18 protein-coding genes and 2 tRNA genes are annotated in these 16948 nt (G+C 64.4%); 6 read left to right on the top strand and 14 right to left on the bottom strand.

The genetic code is table 11. From position 1 onward, the window contains the following. Positions 1-10 precede the first annotated feature (10 nt). Positions 11-83: transfer RNA gene (locus tag HAH_RS00225), tRNA-Pro, on the bottom strand. 55 nt (positions 84-138) lie between these two features. Then, positions 139-2013 carry an SLC13 family permease gene (locus HAH_RS00220; protein WP_014039077.1) on the bottom strand — a complete coding sequence of 625 codons (1875 nt, stop codon included), beginning with the start codon at positions 2011-2013 and terminating at the stop codon, positions 139-141. Between the two features lie 142 nt (positions 2014-2155). Between HAH_RS00220 and HAH_RS19780 the strand changes: the two genes are divergently transcribed. Continuing rightward, positions 2156-2329, top strand: coding sequence for a glycyl radical enzyme family protein (locus tag HAH_RS19780; RefSeq protein WP_014039076.1), 174 nt, complete (start codon positions 2156-2158; stop codon positions 2327-2329). A 36-nt stretch (positions 2330-2365) separates the two neighbouring features. Here the strand turns inward: HAH_RS19780 and HAH_RS00215 are convergent, their stop codons facing one another. The 3 genes from HAH_RS00215 to HAH_RS00205 form a co-directional block, all read right to left on the bottom strand. Next, complete coding sequence (locus HAH_RS00215) at positions 2366-4543, bottom strand: hypothetical protein (protein ID WP_014039075.1); 2178 nt, start codon at positions 4541-4543, stop codon at positions 2366-2368. A gap of 79 nt (positions 4544-4622) precedes the next feature. Beyond that, positions 4623-6668, bottom strand: coding sequence for a DEAD/DEAH box helicase (locus HAH_RS00210; protein WP_014039074.1), 2046 nt, complete (start codon positions 6666-6668; stop codon positions 4623-4625). Between the two features lie 284 nt (positions 6669-6952). Beyond that, positions 6953-7318, bottom strand: a complete 366-nt coding sequence (locus HAH_RS00205) for a cupin domain-containing protein (RefSeq protein WP_014039073.1) — start codon at positions 7316-7318, stop codon at positions 6953-6955. A 99-nt stretch (positions 7319-7417) separates the two neighbouring features. On the opposite strand from HAH_RS00205, the gene HAH_RS00200 reads away from it, so the two are divergent. Beyond that, a complete protein-coding gene (locus HAH_RS00200; protein WP_014039072.1) occupies positions 7418-8623 on the top strand; it encodes a CBS domain-containing protein in 1206 nt (401 codons plus the stop codon). A gap of 3 nt (positions 8624-8626) precedes the next feature. On the opposite strand, the gene HAH_RS00195 is transcribed toward HAH_RS00200, so the two are convergent. The 4 genes from HAH_RS00195 to HAH_RS00180 form a co-directional block, all read right to left on the bottom strand. Continuing rightward, positions 8627-9274, bottom strand: a complete 648-nt coding sequence (locus HAH_RS00195; protein ID WP_044951553.1) for a phosphoribosyltransferase — start codon at positions 9272-9274, stop codon at positions 8627-8629. Positions 9275-9356: 82 nt separating this feature from the next. Next, entirely contained in the window at positions 9357-9635 is a 279-nt protein-coding gene (locus tag HAH_RS00190; protein ID WP_014039070.1) for a hypothetical protein, read from the bottom strand. Between the two features lie 43 nt (positions 9636-9678). Further along, positions 9679-10527, bottom strand: coding sequence for an HNH endonuclease (locus tag HAH_RS20450; RefSeq protein WP_044951550.1), 849 nt, complete (start codon positions 10525-10527; stop codon positions 9679-9681). A gap of 106 nt (positions 10528-10633) precedes the next feature. Beyond that, positions 10634-10704 (bottom strand) — tRNA-His (locus HAH_RS00180). Positions 10705-10965: 261 nt separating this feature from the next. On the opposite strand from HAH_RS00180, the gene HAH_RS00175 reads away from it, so the two are divergent. Continuing rightward, the gene (locus HAH_RS00175) at positions 10966-11418 is read left to right on the top strand and encodes a DUF5814 domain-containing protein (protein WP_004590290.1); all 453 of its coding nucleotides are present in this window, start codon (positions 10966-10968) and stop codon (positions 11416-11418) included. On the opposite strand, the gene HAH_RS00170 is transcribed toward HAH_RS00175, so the two are convergent. Next, positions 11410-11844, bottom strand: a complete 435-nt coding sequence (locus tag HAH_RS00170) for a CopG family transcriptional regulator (protein WP_004515935.1) — start codon at positions 11842-11844, stop codon at positions 11410-11412. The two genes, HAH_RS00175 and HAH_RS00170, sit on opposite strands and share 9 nt — an antisense overlap. A 133-nt stretch (positions 11845-11977) precedes the next feature. Here HAH_RS00170 and HAH_RS00165 point away from each other — a divergent pair, with 133 nt between their 5' ends. Then, positions 11978-12406 (top strand): VOC family protein, encoded by a 429-nt coding sequence (locus HAH_RS00165; RefSeq protein ID WP_014039068.1) that lies wholly within the window; start codon positions 11978-11980, stop codon positions 12404-12406. Positions 12407-12452: 46 nt separating this feature from the next. Here HAH_RS00165 and HAH_RS00160 read toward each other — a convergent pair whose 3' ends face one another. Together HAH_RS00160 and HAH_RS00155 are read right to left on the bottom strand one after the other, a co-directional pair. Continuing rightward, positions 12453-13067, bottom strand: coding sequence for an RPA family protein (locus tag HAH_RS00160; protein WP_014039067.1), 615 nt, complete (start codon positions 13065-13067; stop codon positions 12453-12455). Next, positions 13068-14012: a replication protein A gene (locus HAH_RS00155; RefSeq protein WP_014039066.1), complete on the bottom strand. Its 945-nt coding sequence runs from the start codon at positions 14010-14012 to the stop codon at positions 13068-13070. It abuts the gene before it with no gap. A 178-nt stretch (positions 14013-14190) separates the two neighbouring features. On the opposite strand from HAH_RS00155, the gene HAH_RS00150 reads away from it, so the two are divergent. Beyond that, on the top strand, positions 14191-14475 hold the full coding sequence (locus tag HAH_RS00150) for a DUF7091 family protein (protein ID WP_004960042.1): 285 nt from the start codon (positions 14191-14193) through the stop codon (positions 14473-14475). Between the two features lie 82 nt (positions 14476-14557). Further along, entirely contained in the window at positions 14558-15553 is a 996-nt protein-coding gene (locus HAH_RS00145; protein ID WP_014039065.1) for a mannose-1-phosphate guanylyltransferase, read from the top strand. Positions 15554-15574: 21 nt separating this feature from the next. On the opposite strand, the gene HAH_RS00140 is transcribed toward HAH_RS00145, so the two are convergent. After that, complete coding sequence (locus HAH_RS00140) at positions 15575-16357, bottom strand: SDR family oxidoreductase (protein ID WP_014039064.1); 783 nt, start codon at positions 16355-16357, stop codon at positions 15575-15577. 74 nt (positions 16358-16431) lie between these two features. Continuing rightward, positions 16432-16884 carry a TRAM domain-containing protein gene (locus HAH_RS00135; protein WP_014039063.1) on the bottom strand — a complete coding sequence of 151 codons (453 nt, stop codon included), beginning with the start codon at positions 16882-16884 and terminating at the stop codon, positions 16432-16434. Between the last annotated feature and the right edge of the window lie 64 nt (positions 16885-16948).

Here is a 16948-nt window from a genome sequence, read left to right as displayed (position 1 = left end):
GTGGTAGGGATGGGATCGCCCAGATTTGAACTAGGGGCGCGGGCACCCAAGGCCCGAAGGTTACCAAGCTACCCCACGATCCCGCATCAACATCTCGACCGGACAGCGAGTAAAGGGTTTCGTTGCGAGGCCGCTGTGTCACGCGGGAGCGAGGCCCCAGAAGTACGCGATGCCGAGCGTGGTCACGACGGCGAAGACGGCCTGTAGCGGCGCTCCGACACGGAGGTAGTCAGTGAAGCGGTATCCACCGGGACCGTAGACGAGGAGGTTCGTCTGGTACCCGACCGGCGTCATAAAGGCCGTCGAGGCGGCGAAGGTGACGGCGAGGACGAACGCGAAGGCGTTGGCATTCAGTTGCTGGGCCGTTTCGATAGCGACCGGAATCATCAGCACGACGGAGGCGTTGTTCGAGATGATGTTCGTCAACAGCGCCGTGACGAGATACATCAGCCCGAGGACGACGGCGAGGCCGCCCCCGGCGGTGAGGACGCTGCCGGCACCCATGACGAACAGCTCCGCGAGCAGGTCAGCGCCGCCGGTCTCCTGCAGGGCGACACCCAGCGGGATGACGCCGGCAAGCAGGAAGACGACATCCCACTGGACGGCGTCGTACAGTTCCGACGGGCGGAGACAGCCGGTGAGGACCATCGCGAGCGCGCCGCCCAGCGCCGAGATGACGATGTGAATCGGAGTCAACGCGGCGACGCCGACGACGGCGGCGACGATGCCGACCGCGACGGGAATCTTCGACCGGCGGAAGTCCGGCCGTTCGACCTCCTGGGCGACGATGAAGTCGTTGTTGCGGTTGAGGCGGTCGATGCTGTCGGGGGTGGCCTGCACCAGCAGCGTATCGCCGATGCGGAGTTTGACGTGGTCCATCCGCTGGCGGTACAGCTCCTGGCCGTGGCGAAGTGCCAGCACGGTTGCGTCGTAGCGCTGGCGGAAGCTCGTGGAGACGAGCGTCTCACCGATGAGCGAGGAGCCGGGAGCGACGACGACCTCGACGAGGTTCTTTCGCTCGTTTGCGGCCTCCAGTTCTGCCTCACCGACCTCGACTTCGGGAATCACGTCCAGCCCTTCGACGTCGAGGAGGTCGACGAGCGTGTCCCGGCCCGTCCGAATCGCGAAGACGTCGCCGGCCCGAATCGTTTTCTGGCCGAAGGGTTCGAGGAACGTTCGTTTCTCGCGGACCAGCTGGACGATGTCCACGTCGAACTCAGATACCCTGAGGGCCTCCTCGACGGTCTGACCGATGAGCGGGGAGTCCTCGCGGACGACGACCTCGGTGAGGTACTCACCCATCTCGAACTCCTCGGTGAGGTCCTCCTCGGCTGGGATACGCGACGGGACCAGATAGCGACCGACGGTGAGCAGGTAGATCGTCCCGACGATGGTCACGATGATGCCGAGCTGGGTGAACTCGAACATGCTGAACGGGCGGCCGAGCAGTTCCGCCGAGAGCTGCGAGGCGAGGATGTTCGTCGAGGTGCCGATGAGGGTCAGCATCCCGCCGAACATCGAGGCGTAGGACAGCGGCAGCAGCAGTTTCGACGGCGAGAGCTTGCCCTTGTGCGCGATGTCGGTGACCATCGGCAGGAGGATGGCGACGGCGGCGGTGTTGTTGATGAACCCGGAGATAGGCGCGACCAGCCCGACGGTCGCACTGAGCTGTCTCGTTTCGCTGTCCCCGGTCAGCGAGGCGATTTTCGCGCCGAGAATCTGGACGATGCCGGTCCGCTGGACGCCGTCGGAGAGGATGAACATCGCCAGCACCGTTATGGTCGCCGTCGAGGCGAAGCCAGAGAGCCCGCGGTCCAGCGGCGAAATCCCGTCACCGGCCTGGTGTAACACGTACACCGGCTCGGCAAGCAACCCGAGGTCGGTCGCGAGCACCGTCACCGGTTCGGCCAGCATCAGCGCGACCATGACGGCGATAGCAGTCACGTCGACTGGCAGCGCCTCCGTCGCAAACAGCACCAGCGCAGCGACGATAACCGCGAAGACGAACAACATCCCCGGCGTAACAGGTGGCAGCGACACGTCTGGCCCCTGCGCCGCCAGTGACAAAAGCATGGGTCGTTTGCGTGCGGTGGCGTCCGCTCACACCCTGACCAGGCAGCCGACGTTTATCCCTGTCCGGGCCGAAGGAGTGGCAATGAGCCTTTTCAACGATCTCGGTCGAAAAGTCGAGGAGCTGAAACAGGAGGTCGGGAACGCGTCCGACGACGAAGCCACCCACCGGTGTATCGAGTGTGATACGCTCCTCTACACGGACCACGACGAGTGTCCCGAATGCGGGAGCACGTCAGTCATACCCATCTCTGACTAGCAACAGCGAGAAACCGCCTGGCCGGTGTCGCGTCGCTCACCGCGTCGGCCCGTCACGACCCAGGTCTTCGAGCAGGGCGTCGTAGCTCCGGCCGAACACCGCCTGTTTTCTGAGCGAGGTTATCGCGACCTCGAAGACGGGGATGGCGAACTGCCCGCCCGGTCCGCCGACGACGACGGCCGCTTCGTGGTCCGTCTCGTCGGTCCACTTGCCGTCGAGTTGCCGGACGAGTACTTCGCCGAAGTAGCCGCCGAGTTCCCGCACGACACTGGTGAACGCGCGGTCGTCGAAGGAGTCGTCGCTCCCGAACGTCGTCTCGGCGAATCGCTCGTCGTCCCACTCCGCGTCGACCAGATCGTCGAGCCGCGAAAGCGAGGCCGGCGAGAAATCGAGGTCGTGTTCGCCCCAGAAGTCGGCGAACTCGACGGCGGTGTCGGCGTGGTCCGCCCGGACCGTGCCGGGTTCCCACGAGCGGGCCATCGAGCCAGCGGTCGAGTCGCTGCCGGTGGAAGCAGGCTGCTCACGTTCGTCAGCGGCCGCCGTATCAGGCGTCTCGTCAGCGGTTGCGTCCTGTGACGGTGCAGTCTCAGTGGCATCAGACGCCTCGACATCCCCGACAGGAGCCGATGTGTCGGGACGATCATCGGACTGTTCCACGGCGTCGGATTCCGCAACGGCTGCCGGCGTGTCATCGACCCCCGCGGCGTCAGCGGTGTCTGCAGGCGACTCGTCACCCGTGGTTTCGGAAACCGCCTCCGCGTCTGTAGCGACGTCTGACGACGCATCCGGCGAGATATCGGGCTTTGATTCGTCGTCTATCGATGTCCCGGCCGCTCCGTCGTCGGCTGTATCGGTCACTGCTTCGTCAGCAGATGTGTCGGTTGCTGCTCCCGCGGGCGCGTCGACAGTTCGGTCCTCGTCGCGAGTGTCGATAGCCGAGTCTTCGGGAAGTGTCTCGGCCGCCGGCGCTTCGTCCGAGGGGTCCGCTGTAGCACTGTCGGCTGTCGGTTCCGCTTCGTCGATGTACGCGGCCGCTTCGTCGGCAGTGGCCATATCAGCGGTATCATCGGCATCGGCCGTCGTCTCGACAGCATCAGTCGTGTCAGCAGTCGGTCCGTCTTCAGCGGCGTCGAAGGTCGAGTCCGCTGCCGGTGTTTCGGCGGTTGGTTGCTCATCGGCGGTATCAACAGCCGATTGCTCGGCAGCGGGTTCGGTGGCCGGCTCCGCATCGCTTGAGTCGATAGTCGACCCCTCCTCGGTGGTTTTAGCGGCCGACAGCTCGCTGCCGGCATCGTCTGACGCTGACTCGGTCGTCTCTGGATCTGCGTCCTCGCCGATGTCAGCGGTCGAACTGTCGGCGTCGTCACTGCTCCACGGTGGCTCGTTCTCTGGCTCGTCAGCGACCTCACTGGTGGCGGGTGTGGGGTCGGTGTCGTCCGGCCGGTCTTCGCCTTCCGACTCGGATTCGACCCGCCGGACGATTCGGGTCGGCTCTGTTTCGATGGCCTGGGACGAATCGGTATCAGCGGTGTCGCCGGCAGTTGCCTCACTTCGCTCATCTGTCGCCGTCGGTTCGGGCGGTCCGTCGCGTTCGTCCGCCTGTCCATCGTCGACGCGGCTAACGACCCGCGTCGGTTCGGAGACGACACTGTCGGCGTCGATTTCGTCCGCGCCCGGCTCTGTCAGACCTCCGTCGTCGGTACTCTGTATGCTATCCAGTTCCAGGTCGGATTCCAGACGCGTCACGACGGCCGCAAACACCGGTTTGTCGGCGAACGAGCGAGCGGCCACGTCGAACACCGCGACACCCACCTCATCGTTCGGGCCGGCGACAGCGACGCCCCATCGACCGTCTGACTGGACCCACTTGCCGTCGTACGCCCGCACGAGGAGTTCGCCGAGGTAGCTTCCGAACCGAACCGTGTTCTCGGTGTAGGTCGTCACACTCGCGGCGTCGCCGACGGTTTTGCCGTCGTAGCTCTCCTCGATAGCCGTATCGAGGCGGGCAAGCGCGTCGGGGTCGAAGGTCAGCGGGTCCGCGCCGTCGACGACGTGCTCGGCGTACTCCCGGAACGTCGTCGGGTCGAGCGTCGCTGTATCCAGAAGGTCCGGCCCATCGTCGGACGGCGGGTCGCCCCCGGCCGCCCGCTCGTCCCCGTCGGTCGACGAGTCATCGCCACCGACGGCGCGACGGATCGTATCGAACAGGCCCATGGACACCGGAAGTACGTGCCGCTACAAGAATGTACGCCGAAAGGATACTCGGCCGACAGGTCTGCGGAACGAACGCGGCTCAGTGCTCGTCGCGCAGTTCCATGTCGGCGACGATCTCGTAGGGGTGCTGTCCCTTTCGGATGCCGTCGAGCAGCTGGAACGACTCGTCGGGCGCGAGGAAGTGCCGGGTCACGGCTCGGCCGAGCGGCGTCGGTGAGAGCCCGTCGATAAATTCGTACTCCAGTAGCTTCCCGAGCGCGTGCTTGGTCGGGACCTCGCCGACCATCCGGTCGTTGAGCCGCTTGGCCTGCTTGCCGGCGACGGTGACGTTCGCCAGCGTCTCCTCGACGGCCGCGCCCTCGTCGTAGCGGGTGATGACCGGCTCCATCTCGCCTTTCAGGAGCTTGAACGCCACCTCGTCCTCGGTCATCTCCATGCTGTTGTGGTACGTACAGTCCGGCTCGACCAGCATGTAGACGGTGCCCTTGTCGTGGTAGTCCGGGCGACCAGCCCGGCCGAGCATCTGGCTGAACTCCTGAACGGTGAGCCACTCGATACCCATCGCAAGCGAGTCGAAGATGACCTGCGAGGCCGGGAAGTCGACCCCCGCCGCCAGCGCCGCCGTCGTCACGACCGCCGCCAACTCCTGGTCGGCGAACTGCCGCTCGACCCGCTGGCGCTTCCGGTTGTCCAGCCCGGCGTGGTACGGCGCGGAGCTGTACTCCAGTTTGCGTGAAATCTGGTGACACCGGCGTCGGGAGTTCGTGAAGATGATGGTCTGGCCGCGGTACCCCTTGCTCGACTTGTTGTCGAAGGCTCGCTTGACGAGCTTCTTCTCCGTCTCGATCTTCTCGCGGCCGTCGGCGAACGTGACGTGGCGTTCGATGGGGACCGGCCGCTCCTCGAACTCGATGAGCGTCGCCCGGAGCTGGTCGGCCAGTTGGCCGGGGTTGCCGACCGTCGCCGAGAGGTAAATCCACTGCGTATCGCCGCTGTCGGGTGCGCCGCCGGACTCGCAGTAGTATTTGAGTCTGGAAATCAGGCCGTCGAGGCGGTGGCCTCGCTCGTCCTCGCCGAGCGTATGCACCTCGTCGATGACGACGGTCCCGACCGTCCCGAGGTCCTTGCCGGTCCGGAGCGCGTGGTCGATTCCCTCGTAGGTCCCGACGATGACATCGGCTTCGGGGTCGAAGCGTCCGCCCTCGTCGGCGATGCGGCTCGCGCCCACGCGCAGCGACACGTCGACCATGTCGCCGTAGCGGTCCTGGAACTGCTCGTACTTCTGGTTCGCGAGCGCGACCAGCGGGACGAGAAACAGCATCGTTCCCTTGTTGTTCAGGACGCGGTCGATGCCGGCCATCTCGCCGATGAGCGTCTTCCCCGTCGCCGTCGCGCTCACGACCAGCTGATCGCGGCCCTCCGTGGCTCCGTGTTCGACGGCGAGACTCTGGACCGGGAGCAGGGTGTCGAACCGGGATTCGAGGTGTTCTTGCATGCCCGGGTGGAGGTCCAGCGAATCAACGCGAACGGGGTCGACCTCGTCGACGGTGGCCGAGATCTCGTCGAACTTCGTCAGGTCCGGGTCCAGTTGGCCCGACAGGAGGTTCGTCACCCGGTCGAGGTCCTGCACTTCGAGCAGGAGCTCTTCGAGCCGGTCGCGAGCGTCGCCGCCGATGTTTCCTTTGTAGGCGAGTTCTCGGTCGAGCTGCTGGCGAGCGCACTCCGGGCAGATGGTCTCGTCGTCAGTCTCGATAGCCGTCTCGCTGGTAATCGGCGAGTAGCGCCCGTCGGAGGCACACAGCCGACAGGTCCGGGCGACCTTGGCCTCGATCTGGTACGCGTCGAGCATCTCGCGAATTCGCTCGCGTGCACGCGGAGCAGTCTGCTCTGAAATGCGAATGCGGGCCGCACGGCGGGCGAGGTCGACGAACTGGTCGGGCGAGCGAAGCTCCTCGCTGGTTCCGTCCTTGACGCGGAGCCGACGCGGGCGGGGGCCGGCGTCGGTCTCCTTGAGTTCGAGGATACCGTGGAAGAGCCGCTCGCCGTCCCGGTGGGCGGCGACGCGGAACTCCTCGCCGTGTTCGTGGAGGAACAGCGTCTCTACCTGTGCGGCCTGCTGTGACACAATTATCTAGTGGCGACTGCGCTACTTGAGCGGTTCGGACTAGCTGTGAGCGGGACGAATCACGCGGCTACGGTTTCGAACAGCCAGAAAGCCCCGAGCCGCTGGACTACTGCGACTCGCTGCGCTCCTCGGTCGTTGCACTCCCTGCGGTGCTTACGTCGTCTCGAACGCCCAGCGGCTCGCCCCTTTCGGTCCCACCCGGCCTGGATTGGGTAGTCGGCTCTGTGTTGGGCGCTCTGGTGCTCAGTTGTTGCTACGCCTGTGGTAGATGCACATGCTAGCAGTCACTCTTGCAGTTTGATTTCGTCATCGCCGGCGGGAACCGCACAGAGGAAGGAACCCGGTTCGTCGCCGTCGTTGCGGTACCAGTGGACAGCGCCAGCGGGGATATGGAGGCTGTCGCCCGCCCCGACGTCGTACTCCTCGCCTTCGATGCCGACGGTGTACCGTCCGGAAAGGACGTACTGCTCGTGTTCGATTTCGTTGGTGTGTTTCGGCACGCTGCCGCCGGGGGCGAGCGTGAAGCGACGGAGTGCGAGATTGCCGCCGCCGTTGTCCTCACCGATGAGGACGCCTTTTTCCAGCCCGTCGGCGGCGTCGACGGGTTCGTACTCGATGTCGTCCGCGCGGCGAATCAGTGGGTCGCTCATATGCGGTCCATCACGGGCTCGGCGCAAAGGGGTACCGGCAGTGGTGACTGCGGCAGTCCCGCAAGGGGGCTTAAGACCGTCCCGCGTCAACCTCCCGATATGCGCCGGTTTCGCATCGGAAGCGCGTTTGGAATCCCCATCCAGTTGGACCTGACGTTTCTCCTCGTGCTACCGCTGTTCGCCTGGATTATCGGGACACAGATCGAGCAGACGACCGAGCTGTTGAACGGGACGCTGAACGCCGGGCTGGACGCGGCCGTCCTTACCGACGGCGCGCTCGTCTGGGTACTCGGCATCGGTGCGGCCCTCGGCCTGTTCACCGGCGTCGTCCTCCACGAACTCGGCCACTCCCTCGTCGCTATCCGCTATGGCTTCCCTATTGACTCCATCACGCTCTGGCTGTTCGGCGGCATCGCCCAGCTCAGCGAGATGCCCGAAGACTGGAAACAGGAGCTGGTCATCGCTATTGCCGGCCCCATCGTCAGTATCGCCGTCGGCGCTGTCTGTTTCGTCGCGTTCCAGCTTCTCCCAAGCGGTGCGGCGACAGCCATCGAATCAGCACGGTTCATCCTCGGCTATCTGGCGCTGATGAACATCGCACTGGCGGCGTTCAATATGCTCCCCGGCTTCCCGATGGACGGCGGCCGCGTCCTGCGCGCGCTGCTGGCCCGCCGGCGGTCGTACGCCAGAGCCACCACCATCGCCGCCGAAGTCGGGAAGGTGTTCGCCGTCTTCCTCGGCCTGTTTGGCATCTTCGTCCTCGGAAATATCTTCCTCGCCGGCCTGGCCTTCTTCATCTACATCGGCGCGGCGGGCGAGTCCCGCCAGACCTCGATGCGGGCCGCGTTCGAGGGCGTCACCGTCGCGGACGTGATGACGCCGGCGGACCACGTAACGACAGTCCCCGAGGACATGTCCGTCCGGGAACTCATCCAGACGATGTTCAAGGAGCGTCACACCGGCTATCCGGTCGAGCGCGGCGGCGAGGTCGTCGGCCTCGTCACGCTCGAAGACGCCCGCGCCGTTCAGGAGGTCGAGCGCGAGGCCTACACCGTCGGCGACGTGATGACGACGGAAATCATCACAATCAGTCCGGAGACCGATGTGATGGACGCGCTGACCTCGCTCCAGCAGAACTCCGTCGGTCGCCTGCTCGTCACTGACGAGGACGACTCCTTCGAGGGGTTACTCACCCGGACAGACATCATGACAGCGCTCTCGATTATCAAGTCCAGCGGCGACTTTACCCCCATCGGTGAGACGGAGACCGAGACTGTCCGGCCGGAATCAGGGATAGAGCGGTAACGGTCACTCGCCGTCGAGATACGACATCGCGTCCTCGTCGGAAACCTGGTCGAACTGCTCGTAGTACTGGCCGACGGCGCGGAACGCCGACGGGACCTCCAAGCAGACCACCTCGTCGACCAGCGCTTCGAGGTCCGAAATCGCCCGCGGCGAAGCGACCGGCACCGCAAGCACGAGTCGCTCGGGACCGGCCTGTCGGATCTGCTCGATGCAGGCCCGCGCCGTCGCGCCCGTCGCCACGCCGTCGTCGACGAGGCAGACTCGCTTCCCGGTAAGTGTCGGCGACGACTCCGAACTGCGGTAGCGCTGGGCCTTCTGTCGGGCGGCTTCCGCCATCTCCGCTCGTGTGCTCGCAACGTAGTCCCGGGGTATCTCGCGTTGCTCGATGACATCGGTGTTGAGCCAGACCGCTCCGTCCGCGGCGACGGCGCCGATAGCGTACTCGGGGTTGTTCGGTGCGCCGATCTTCTTTGCGACCGCGATGTCCAGCGGGACGTCGAGCGCGTCGGCGACGGGGCGGCCCACTGGCAGCCCACCGCGCGGTATCGCGAGGACGATGTCGACCGCGATATCTCGCTCGCGCAACGCCTCTCCCAGCCGTCGACCGGCAGTTTGCCTGTTCTCGAACGTCGGGGAGCGGTTGCGTGCCATACTGGTTAATTCGCTGTCGGGAAGCAAATAGCTCCGCATTCTGACGGTCAACTGGAAACCTCGCACCAGCCGAAGGGCACCGTTACTCGTCGGACAGCGCCGCGGCAATCGCTTCGAGTTCTCCCTTCCGGAAGGGCTGTTCCGCGTCCGCCGGGTCGTCGTCCTCGCGCTCGCCGATTGTCCAGAGAATCCCCGCCCGCATCTGCGGCTTCGACGGCAGTCGGTCCGTGTCGATATCGTACCCGACAGCTTCGCAGATGGCCGCCAGAGCTTCCTTGGTGAAAGCAGTCGAGACCGGGCGTTCGTACCGCCCGACAGCCTCGCGGATCTCGTTCCGCAGTTCGTCGACAGTTGGTGACATACGCGTACTGGCGGCGGGACTGATTGTGTAGATTCCGGTCCAGTTACGCCATCGCGCCGCCTGCGACGGGGGTATCTATTCGAGGGATACCGGCCCGCCAACGCAACTCCGCCCGCGAAACGTGACCGAACTCGGCTCGACGGTGACAGCCCGGACACAGCGAGACGACGTTGTCCAGCGTGTGTGCGTCTCGGACGGCGAGCGCTGGCATCGCGGCGAACAACCGAACCGGCACGATGTGGTGCACATCCGGGTTCCGTCCCAGTTCCTCGGCAGCAGTGCCACACAGCACGCAAGCGTGGTCGTCTCGCGCCAGGGCCTGCTCGCGCACCGACCGCCATCCCGGTCCGTACTCGCCGACACCACCGCCGCGCCAGTTCAGATGCCCGTCACCGGTGAACGCCGCCGAAAGCCACTCCGCGTGGCAGTCACGGCTGCAGAGGACGACTTCACTCTGAATCTGACTCGGATATCGCTCAATGCGGGCGTCGCAAACGTCACAGGAGACCGATAGTTTGCCACCGGACCACGAGTGGTGTGCAGCTCCAGAAATTTGTGGCGGGTCGCGCCACGCCGCGTTCTCGACACAGTCAGAGCAGTATACCCCATCTTTCTCCGACGGGTAATACTCGAACTTCGCGCCACAGACCTCGCAATTCGTCTGCTCTGTCGCATCCGAAAAGTTCGGATTGGCTTTTCCTTCGTACGATACAGCGGCATCGTGGCAGTGCTTCGAACAGTAGGCTCGGGCGGACTCACAGTAGAAGGAATCTCCACAATGGTTGCACTCTCTATTCGGTAGCCGTTCGTCGTGGACGCGGCTATGATGCACCCCAAGACCACGTCGACTATCGAATACCCGACCACATGTCGGACAGTCAAACTCTTTCACAGGGCAGACAAGAACGTAGTAGATAGTAAATATGAGCCGAGTGGGGTGAAAGTAAAACTAAACGTACTGATGTCCTCGGTTCAAAACATATAAGAAAATTGATACAGTCCGGGTGCGGGAATTGAACCCACGTCTCAGCCACCACAAGGCTGAAGGATACCACTACCCCAACCCGGACACGCTTATTGAGGCAATCATAGATATTCCGCTGGAACAGAAATACGTTACGAATCGGGGAACCAGTGAGTCGTGAGAGCGCGTGACAGCGGTGGCACGTCGGTTCGGAGTTGAGTTCGACTATAGTAGCCATTGAAAATCAGTGCACACCTGCTCGCACGCCTGCAATGCGGTCAGTGTGTAAACCATTTCAATTGTTACGATAGCTCACCGGCTGCTTCGAGACGCTTTTACACAGCCGACGCGTACAGAGAGGCACGCGTGGCCATCACGGACAAAATCTACGTCAAGAACCACCAGCAGCTCGCCTCCCAGCTAGAGACGAGCTTCCCGAAGGGGGCGTTCAAGGGTGCGACGCTGGACATCCTGTTTCAGGGCGAGGGGTTGGCAAAGCTCGACGAAGCCTCCAGAGAGCGAGTCCTGGATTTCGCTGAGGACTTCCTCGACTGTGACTGTGAGGCCAACCCCCACTGTGGTTGTGCCGAGCGGAAGTTCATCTCGTACCTGCTGGAACTGCGCGAACAGGGAATGGGGCCGGACGCAATCGTCGACGTGATGAGCGACGACTACATGCTGTATGCGTATCCGGGCGACGTGCTCTCTTTCCTCGATAACTCCGTCAGAACGTTAGAAGCCGTGGAAACCCTGGCCGATGTCGATGGGCGCGACGACGTCGCCGAGGACGTACAGCAGAAACGCCAGCGGTTACTCTAGGTCGTCGAAGCTGCCGATGCGATAGGAGGCGTCTTCCTCTTCGCCCTGATCGAGGTCTTCGAGATGAATGACCTCGTCTTGATCCATCTCGTCGAGTTGCTGGCGGAGCTTCGTGACGTAGCGCTTGTGTTCTTCCAGTTGTTCGCGGAGGTGTTCGGCTTCGAGTTCGAGTCGCTCGTGCTCGCGGACGAAGCTCTTCGGAACTTCGACTTTCGGCGGGAAGCTCTCGGTACTGGTCTCGGTTGCGTCGTCCTCGAACTCGTGTTCCGGCGCGACCTTCACCTGACCGTCGTGGGAAACAAGCGTGTCGACGTAGTCACGAAAAACTGCGGACAGCGAGATATCGCGTTCCTCGGCGATTTCGCGGAGGGTTTCGAATTTGTCCTCGCTGACGCGGAAGGAGATAGTCTTGTTTTTGTTGCCCATAGTTATGTACTGTTTCAGCAGCAACGTATTTAATCGTTTGTCAGACGCTACCGGACCGGTCCCTTGGTGGCCGTCTCTGACGACAGTCGAACCGCTGTGATTTAACAGCCGGCCGACCTCGGTTCCGGCAGAGATGGCGACAGACATCGACGCGACCGCTCACCACTTCGGTATCATCGTCAGCGATCTGGACCGCGCCGTCGAGTTCTACCGCGACGTGCTCGGACTCGACGTGCTGACGCGCTTCTCGGTCGGTGACGAGGCGTTCGGCACCGCCGTCGACATCGAAGGGGCCAGCGCCGAACTGGTGCACCTCGACGCCGGCGGCGCGCGTCTGGAACTGGCGAGCTACGAGCCGGAAGGCGAGGCGATGCCGGACCCGGACCTCAATCGACCGGGAGCGACCCATCCCGGGCTGGAAGTCGACGACCTCGATGCGGTCGCCGACCGACTACCCGATGATGTCGAAACGCTCAGCGGCCCGCAAACGACCGAGAGCGGGACGACGATCATGTTCGTCGTCGATCCAGAAGGGAACCGAATCGAGCTACTAGAGCCGTAGCGCCGGTCGACCTGCCAGCAGCGAAAAATCGAGGACGGTGCCGCGGTCAGTCCGCGCTGGCTTCGGCCTGTTCGTCCTGCAGGCTCTCCAGCGCGCCGACGACCGACTGCCGATAGTTCTCGATTGACAACTGCTCGTACTCCTCGTCAGCCATCGAGATATACTCGTCAGTGGCCGGGTCCTCCATGTCGGCTTCCTTGTACCGCTTGACCCGGTCAAGCGTTCGCTCGGCCGTTTCGACGACCCAGCGGTCCCGCGTCGCTTCGTCGACCTTCGAGATGGACTCGGGGCGGATCGAGACGTTCACTTCGCCCTCGTCGGTCTCGTAGGTGCGTGGCTTGCCGACGACAGCGACGTAGGCCGGCGGCTCCAGTTCGCGCAGCATCGACGCCGCGTCGGGCTGGTACTGCCCGGCGTACATGAAGAACGTGTCGCCGTTGGGGTCGACGACCCGGCCCTGCCAGTACTCGCTGTCCTCACCGACGTCTTCGGTTTCGGTGAGGGTCCCGACCAGGAACACGCGGTTGGCGCGCTGGCCGGTCGGCAGGAGGACGTACACCGGCGCGCGGTCGTCGTCGGATTCCTTGAACGTGTAGCTCGCGTCGTTGAACTCGCGTGCGAAGACGCGCCGTGCGACCTCGCGGGTGGGTGTACTCGCCATTTAGATCGACCTCGCTTTGATGAGAATCTCGTCTGCATCCACGGCCCCGGTCAGTCGCTCCTGCTCGTCGGCGAGCAAGTAGCGGCCAAACGTCGGACCGCGGACGCGGTAATACCGGCCGAGGATTTTCTGTCGCATCTCGTCGGCGACAACGGTGGTGTCGAGCGCGTCCATCGCCATCTCCTTCGCCTCTTCGAGGGCGATGCCGGTCAGCTCCTCGGTCGCGTCCTCGTCGAAGATGACCTCGGTGACCTCCTCGCCGTCGTCGAGGACGCCCTTGATTCGGAGGTCGAACTCGCCTTCGACCTCGCCGTGTTCGCTACAGCGGCCGTTCTGGAGGACGCGCGTGCAGTCGTCCTCCGGACAGCGCTTGATGAGCCCGGAGCCCGACTGGATGTCGACCAGCGCGCCCTCGGCCTCGACGCTGTCGTCGCCGACCTCAATTGCCTCGTCGAGTTCCTCGATAGTGGTCGTCCGGTTGAGCTTCACGGAGAAGCGGCCCTGGTACTCGTCGGTGACGACGTTGCGCAGGGCGTAGGACTTCCCTTCTTCGAGCGACGGGAGGTCGGACTTCGACCACTTCGTGAACTTGATCGTGCCCGTCTCGTCGCCCAACAAGCCGACCTGGGCCACGGCGTCGGCGCGCGGCTCCCAGAGTTCGACGACCGTCGCGCGAACGTCGACCCACTCCTCGGGGGCGTCGACATCGGCGACGTTCACTTGCTCGTTGCCGCCGCCGTCGCCGCCGCCCAGCTGGTCGCGGTCCATACCAGCCTCGTCGAGGTACGTGTTGACGACGCTCCGGCGGGCCTCACTGATGGGGACCTGATAGTCGTTCACCAGCGTATCGAGCCGCTCGACGACGTCGTCGACGTCGATCTCTAGCTGGTCGGAAAACTGCTCGTGTATCTCTGTCGCGTGGGTACGCAAATCTGACTCAGTCATTGGCTTTCACTGTCTCCGCCTGGTTTTCGTTGGGAGACATCCGACGCTTGGTCGCCTTCGGATATAAACACTCGCCCAGCGGAGTGAAAGTGAAAGTGAGTGAGGGTGTTGCGGTCCCACAGTCGCGGCGCGAGAGCCACGCGAGAAGATTGATTTGTCGCGGGGCACAACGGTCAGTATGGCCGACGACGACCGACTCGCACGGTTCATCCGAGATACCTTGCGGTCGGCCGAGCAGCAGCTCTCGGACGCGAAGAAGGCCTACAAAAACGGCAAGCGGTCGGCGGAGGCCGGCCTGCCCAGGGACGAGGAGGGCCGGGCTCGAATCGTCTGTCGCCGCCACGCCGAGTACCGCGCGGTGTCGATGGACGAGCAGCGTCGGCCAGTCTGCTACGACGCAGAGAGTCCGGACTGTCAGGGCTGTGTCGAGGACATCAGAGACGGCACAATAGAGACGTGGTAAGCGGCTGCCGGCAGCGGCTCCGACCGTTTTTCAACAGGTTCGCCAGTATAACACTTTAGCACTGGCCGGGTTAACTCCGAGTATGGAGCGTCCAATCGTCGCGCTCGTCCTGGCCGGGGGAACCGGCACACGGCTGTATCCGGCGAGCCGGAGCGACCGGCCAAAGCAGTTTCTCTCGTTTGGCGAAGAGGAGTCACTGCTCGCCGAGACTGTCAATCGAGTGGGGTTCGCGGACGAGACCTACGTGTTGACGCGCGAATCGTTCGCCGACGGGGTGCGAACGCGCGCGCCGAGTGCTGCGGTGTTGACCGAACCGGAACCCAAAGACACCGGCCCGGCGCTGGCGTACGCGGCCCACCGCATCCGCGAACAGGTCGGCGACTGCGTTCTACTGTGTCTGCCGAGCGACCACCGGATTTCGGGGCCGTTCGAGACGGTCGCACGAACGGCCGCGCGAGTCGCAGTGGAAACCGAGGGGCTTGTTACCGTCGGCATTGAGCCCGACCGGCCGGCGACCGGCTACGGCTACATCAAGCCCGGGCCGTCCGAGAACGGCTTCGCGCCGGTCGAAACGTTCCACGAGAAGCCCGACCGGGAGACCGCAGAGCGGTACGTCCGGGAGGGGTTCTACTGGAACGCCGGCCTGTTCGCGTGGACGCCGACGGCCCTCCTGTCCGCCGCGGCGTCGTCGCCGCTTGCACCCATGGTCGAGCGACTCGACGACGGGGACCATGACGCCGCCTTTGCCGCTGTTGACCCGGTGAGCATCGACTACGCTGTGCTCGAAGACGCCGAGAACGCCTTCGTCGTCCCGGCGGCGCTGGACTGGGACGACCTGGGCTCGTGGGACGCCTTCGAGCGCATCCTCGACAAACAAGACGGAAACGCGGTGCTGGGGGAGGCGGTCACCATCGACGCCGACGGGAACGTGCTGGCGAGCGACGGGCACGTCAGCGCCGTCGGCGTCGAAGACCTCGTGGTGGCGTCCTTCGACAACCGAACACTCGTCGTCCCGAAAGACGAGGCTCAGCGCGTTCGGGAGGTCGTGTCGGAGCTACGCGATGACGAGCGATTCTGAGCGGATCGGCGGCCAGGGCTGTTAGCTCCGCATCGCGCCGCCGTCGACGGGCAGGGCCGTCCCGGTGACGTAGGAGGAGCGGGCCGACGAGAGGAACGCCACCACGTCTCCGAGTTCCTCGGGCTGGCCAACGCGCTGCAGCGGCGCGTCGGACCACGATTCGATGCCCGTCTCGTAGGAATCGTACTCGCCGCGCTCGACGGCCGCCTCGACGAGTTCCTCGATGCGGGGCGTCTCGTGTGCACCGGGGAGGACGGCGTTGACGCGGACCTCCGGCGCGAACTCGCGGGCCTGGGTCTTCATCAGGCCGATGACGGCCCGGCGGACAGCGTTCGAGAGCACCAGGTCGTCGATGACCTCCCTGACGGATCGGGAGGTGATGTTGACGATAGTACCGTCGTCGGAGTCCCGGAGATACGGATAGGCGGTCCGGGTGGTCCAGACGGCGCTCATCACCAGCAGGTCGTACGCGCCGTACCAGTCCCGTTCGGTCGTCTCCATGAACGGTCCGGGGGCCGGGCCGCCGGCGCTGGTAACGACGTGGTCGAGGCCGCCGAAGGTGTCGACGGTCTCCTCGACGAGCGCTTCGATCTGATCGGGGTCGGTGATGTCGGCCTCGACGGCCAGTACGTCGCCGTCGCCGATTGATTCGAGCCGGTCCCGTGCCTCGTCGACGTGTTCCGGCGTTCGGCCACAGACGGCCACGTCGGCACCCTCAGCGGCGAGGGCTTCGGCGCTCGCGAGTCCGAGGCCGCTCGTCGCGGCGGTACACAGCGCTGCGTTGCCATCGAGTTCGAGGTCCATGTCCAGGAGAAGTACCGACTGTCCCAAAAAGTCCCGCTCGCAAACTGTCCCAGTTACCGTGACTGCACAGCGGCCTAGCTGCCCCAGAAGTTGTCCCGGCTCCCGAGACGCCGGCCGTCGTCGTCGGGGTCGTCGTCCGTCTCGTCGGTATCGGTGTCGCTCTCGCTGGTTTCGGATTCGGAGAGCTCTTCGTCCATCTCCAGTCGCTCGACCTCCTCGGCGCGGGCGTGGTTCGAGTGGACGTTCGTCACCTTGACCAGCGAGCGGGCCGGCGGGAGCACGCCGTCCACCATGATGATGAAGCCGTCCTCGGTCCGACCGACGCCGGCACCGCTCTCGTGGATGTCCTCGACGTCGACGGCGACTTCCTCGCCCATCTTGACCGGCTGGCTCTTGAGTTCCGAGATGGGCTGGTTGTAGTGATTGCACCACTCGGCGCCGCCACGGTCGCCGTAGTGGGTACAGCCCATCCCCTGAATTCGTTCGGTGAATTTGGGACAGTCGTCTGCGAGCGGACAATCGGCCATATCAGGGGATAACGTGGCCGCTGGCAAAACGCTTGCGACCCCATCTCCGCGCCGCACAGCCTGT

This window comes from Haloarcula hispanica ATCC 33960 (genome assembly GCF_000223905.1).
Lineage (GTDB): Archaea > Halobacteriota > Halobacteria > Halobacteriales > Haloarculaceae > Haloarcula > Haloarcula hispanica.
Note: the sequence above shows the minus strand (reverse complement) of the source record. Positions and strands in the feature narration are given on the sequence as shown.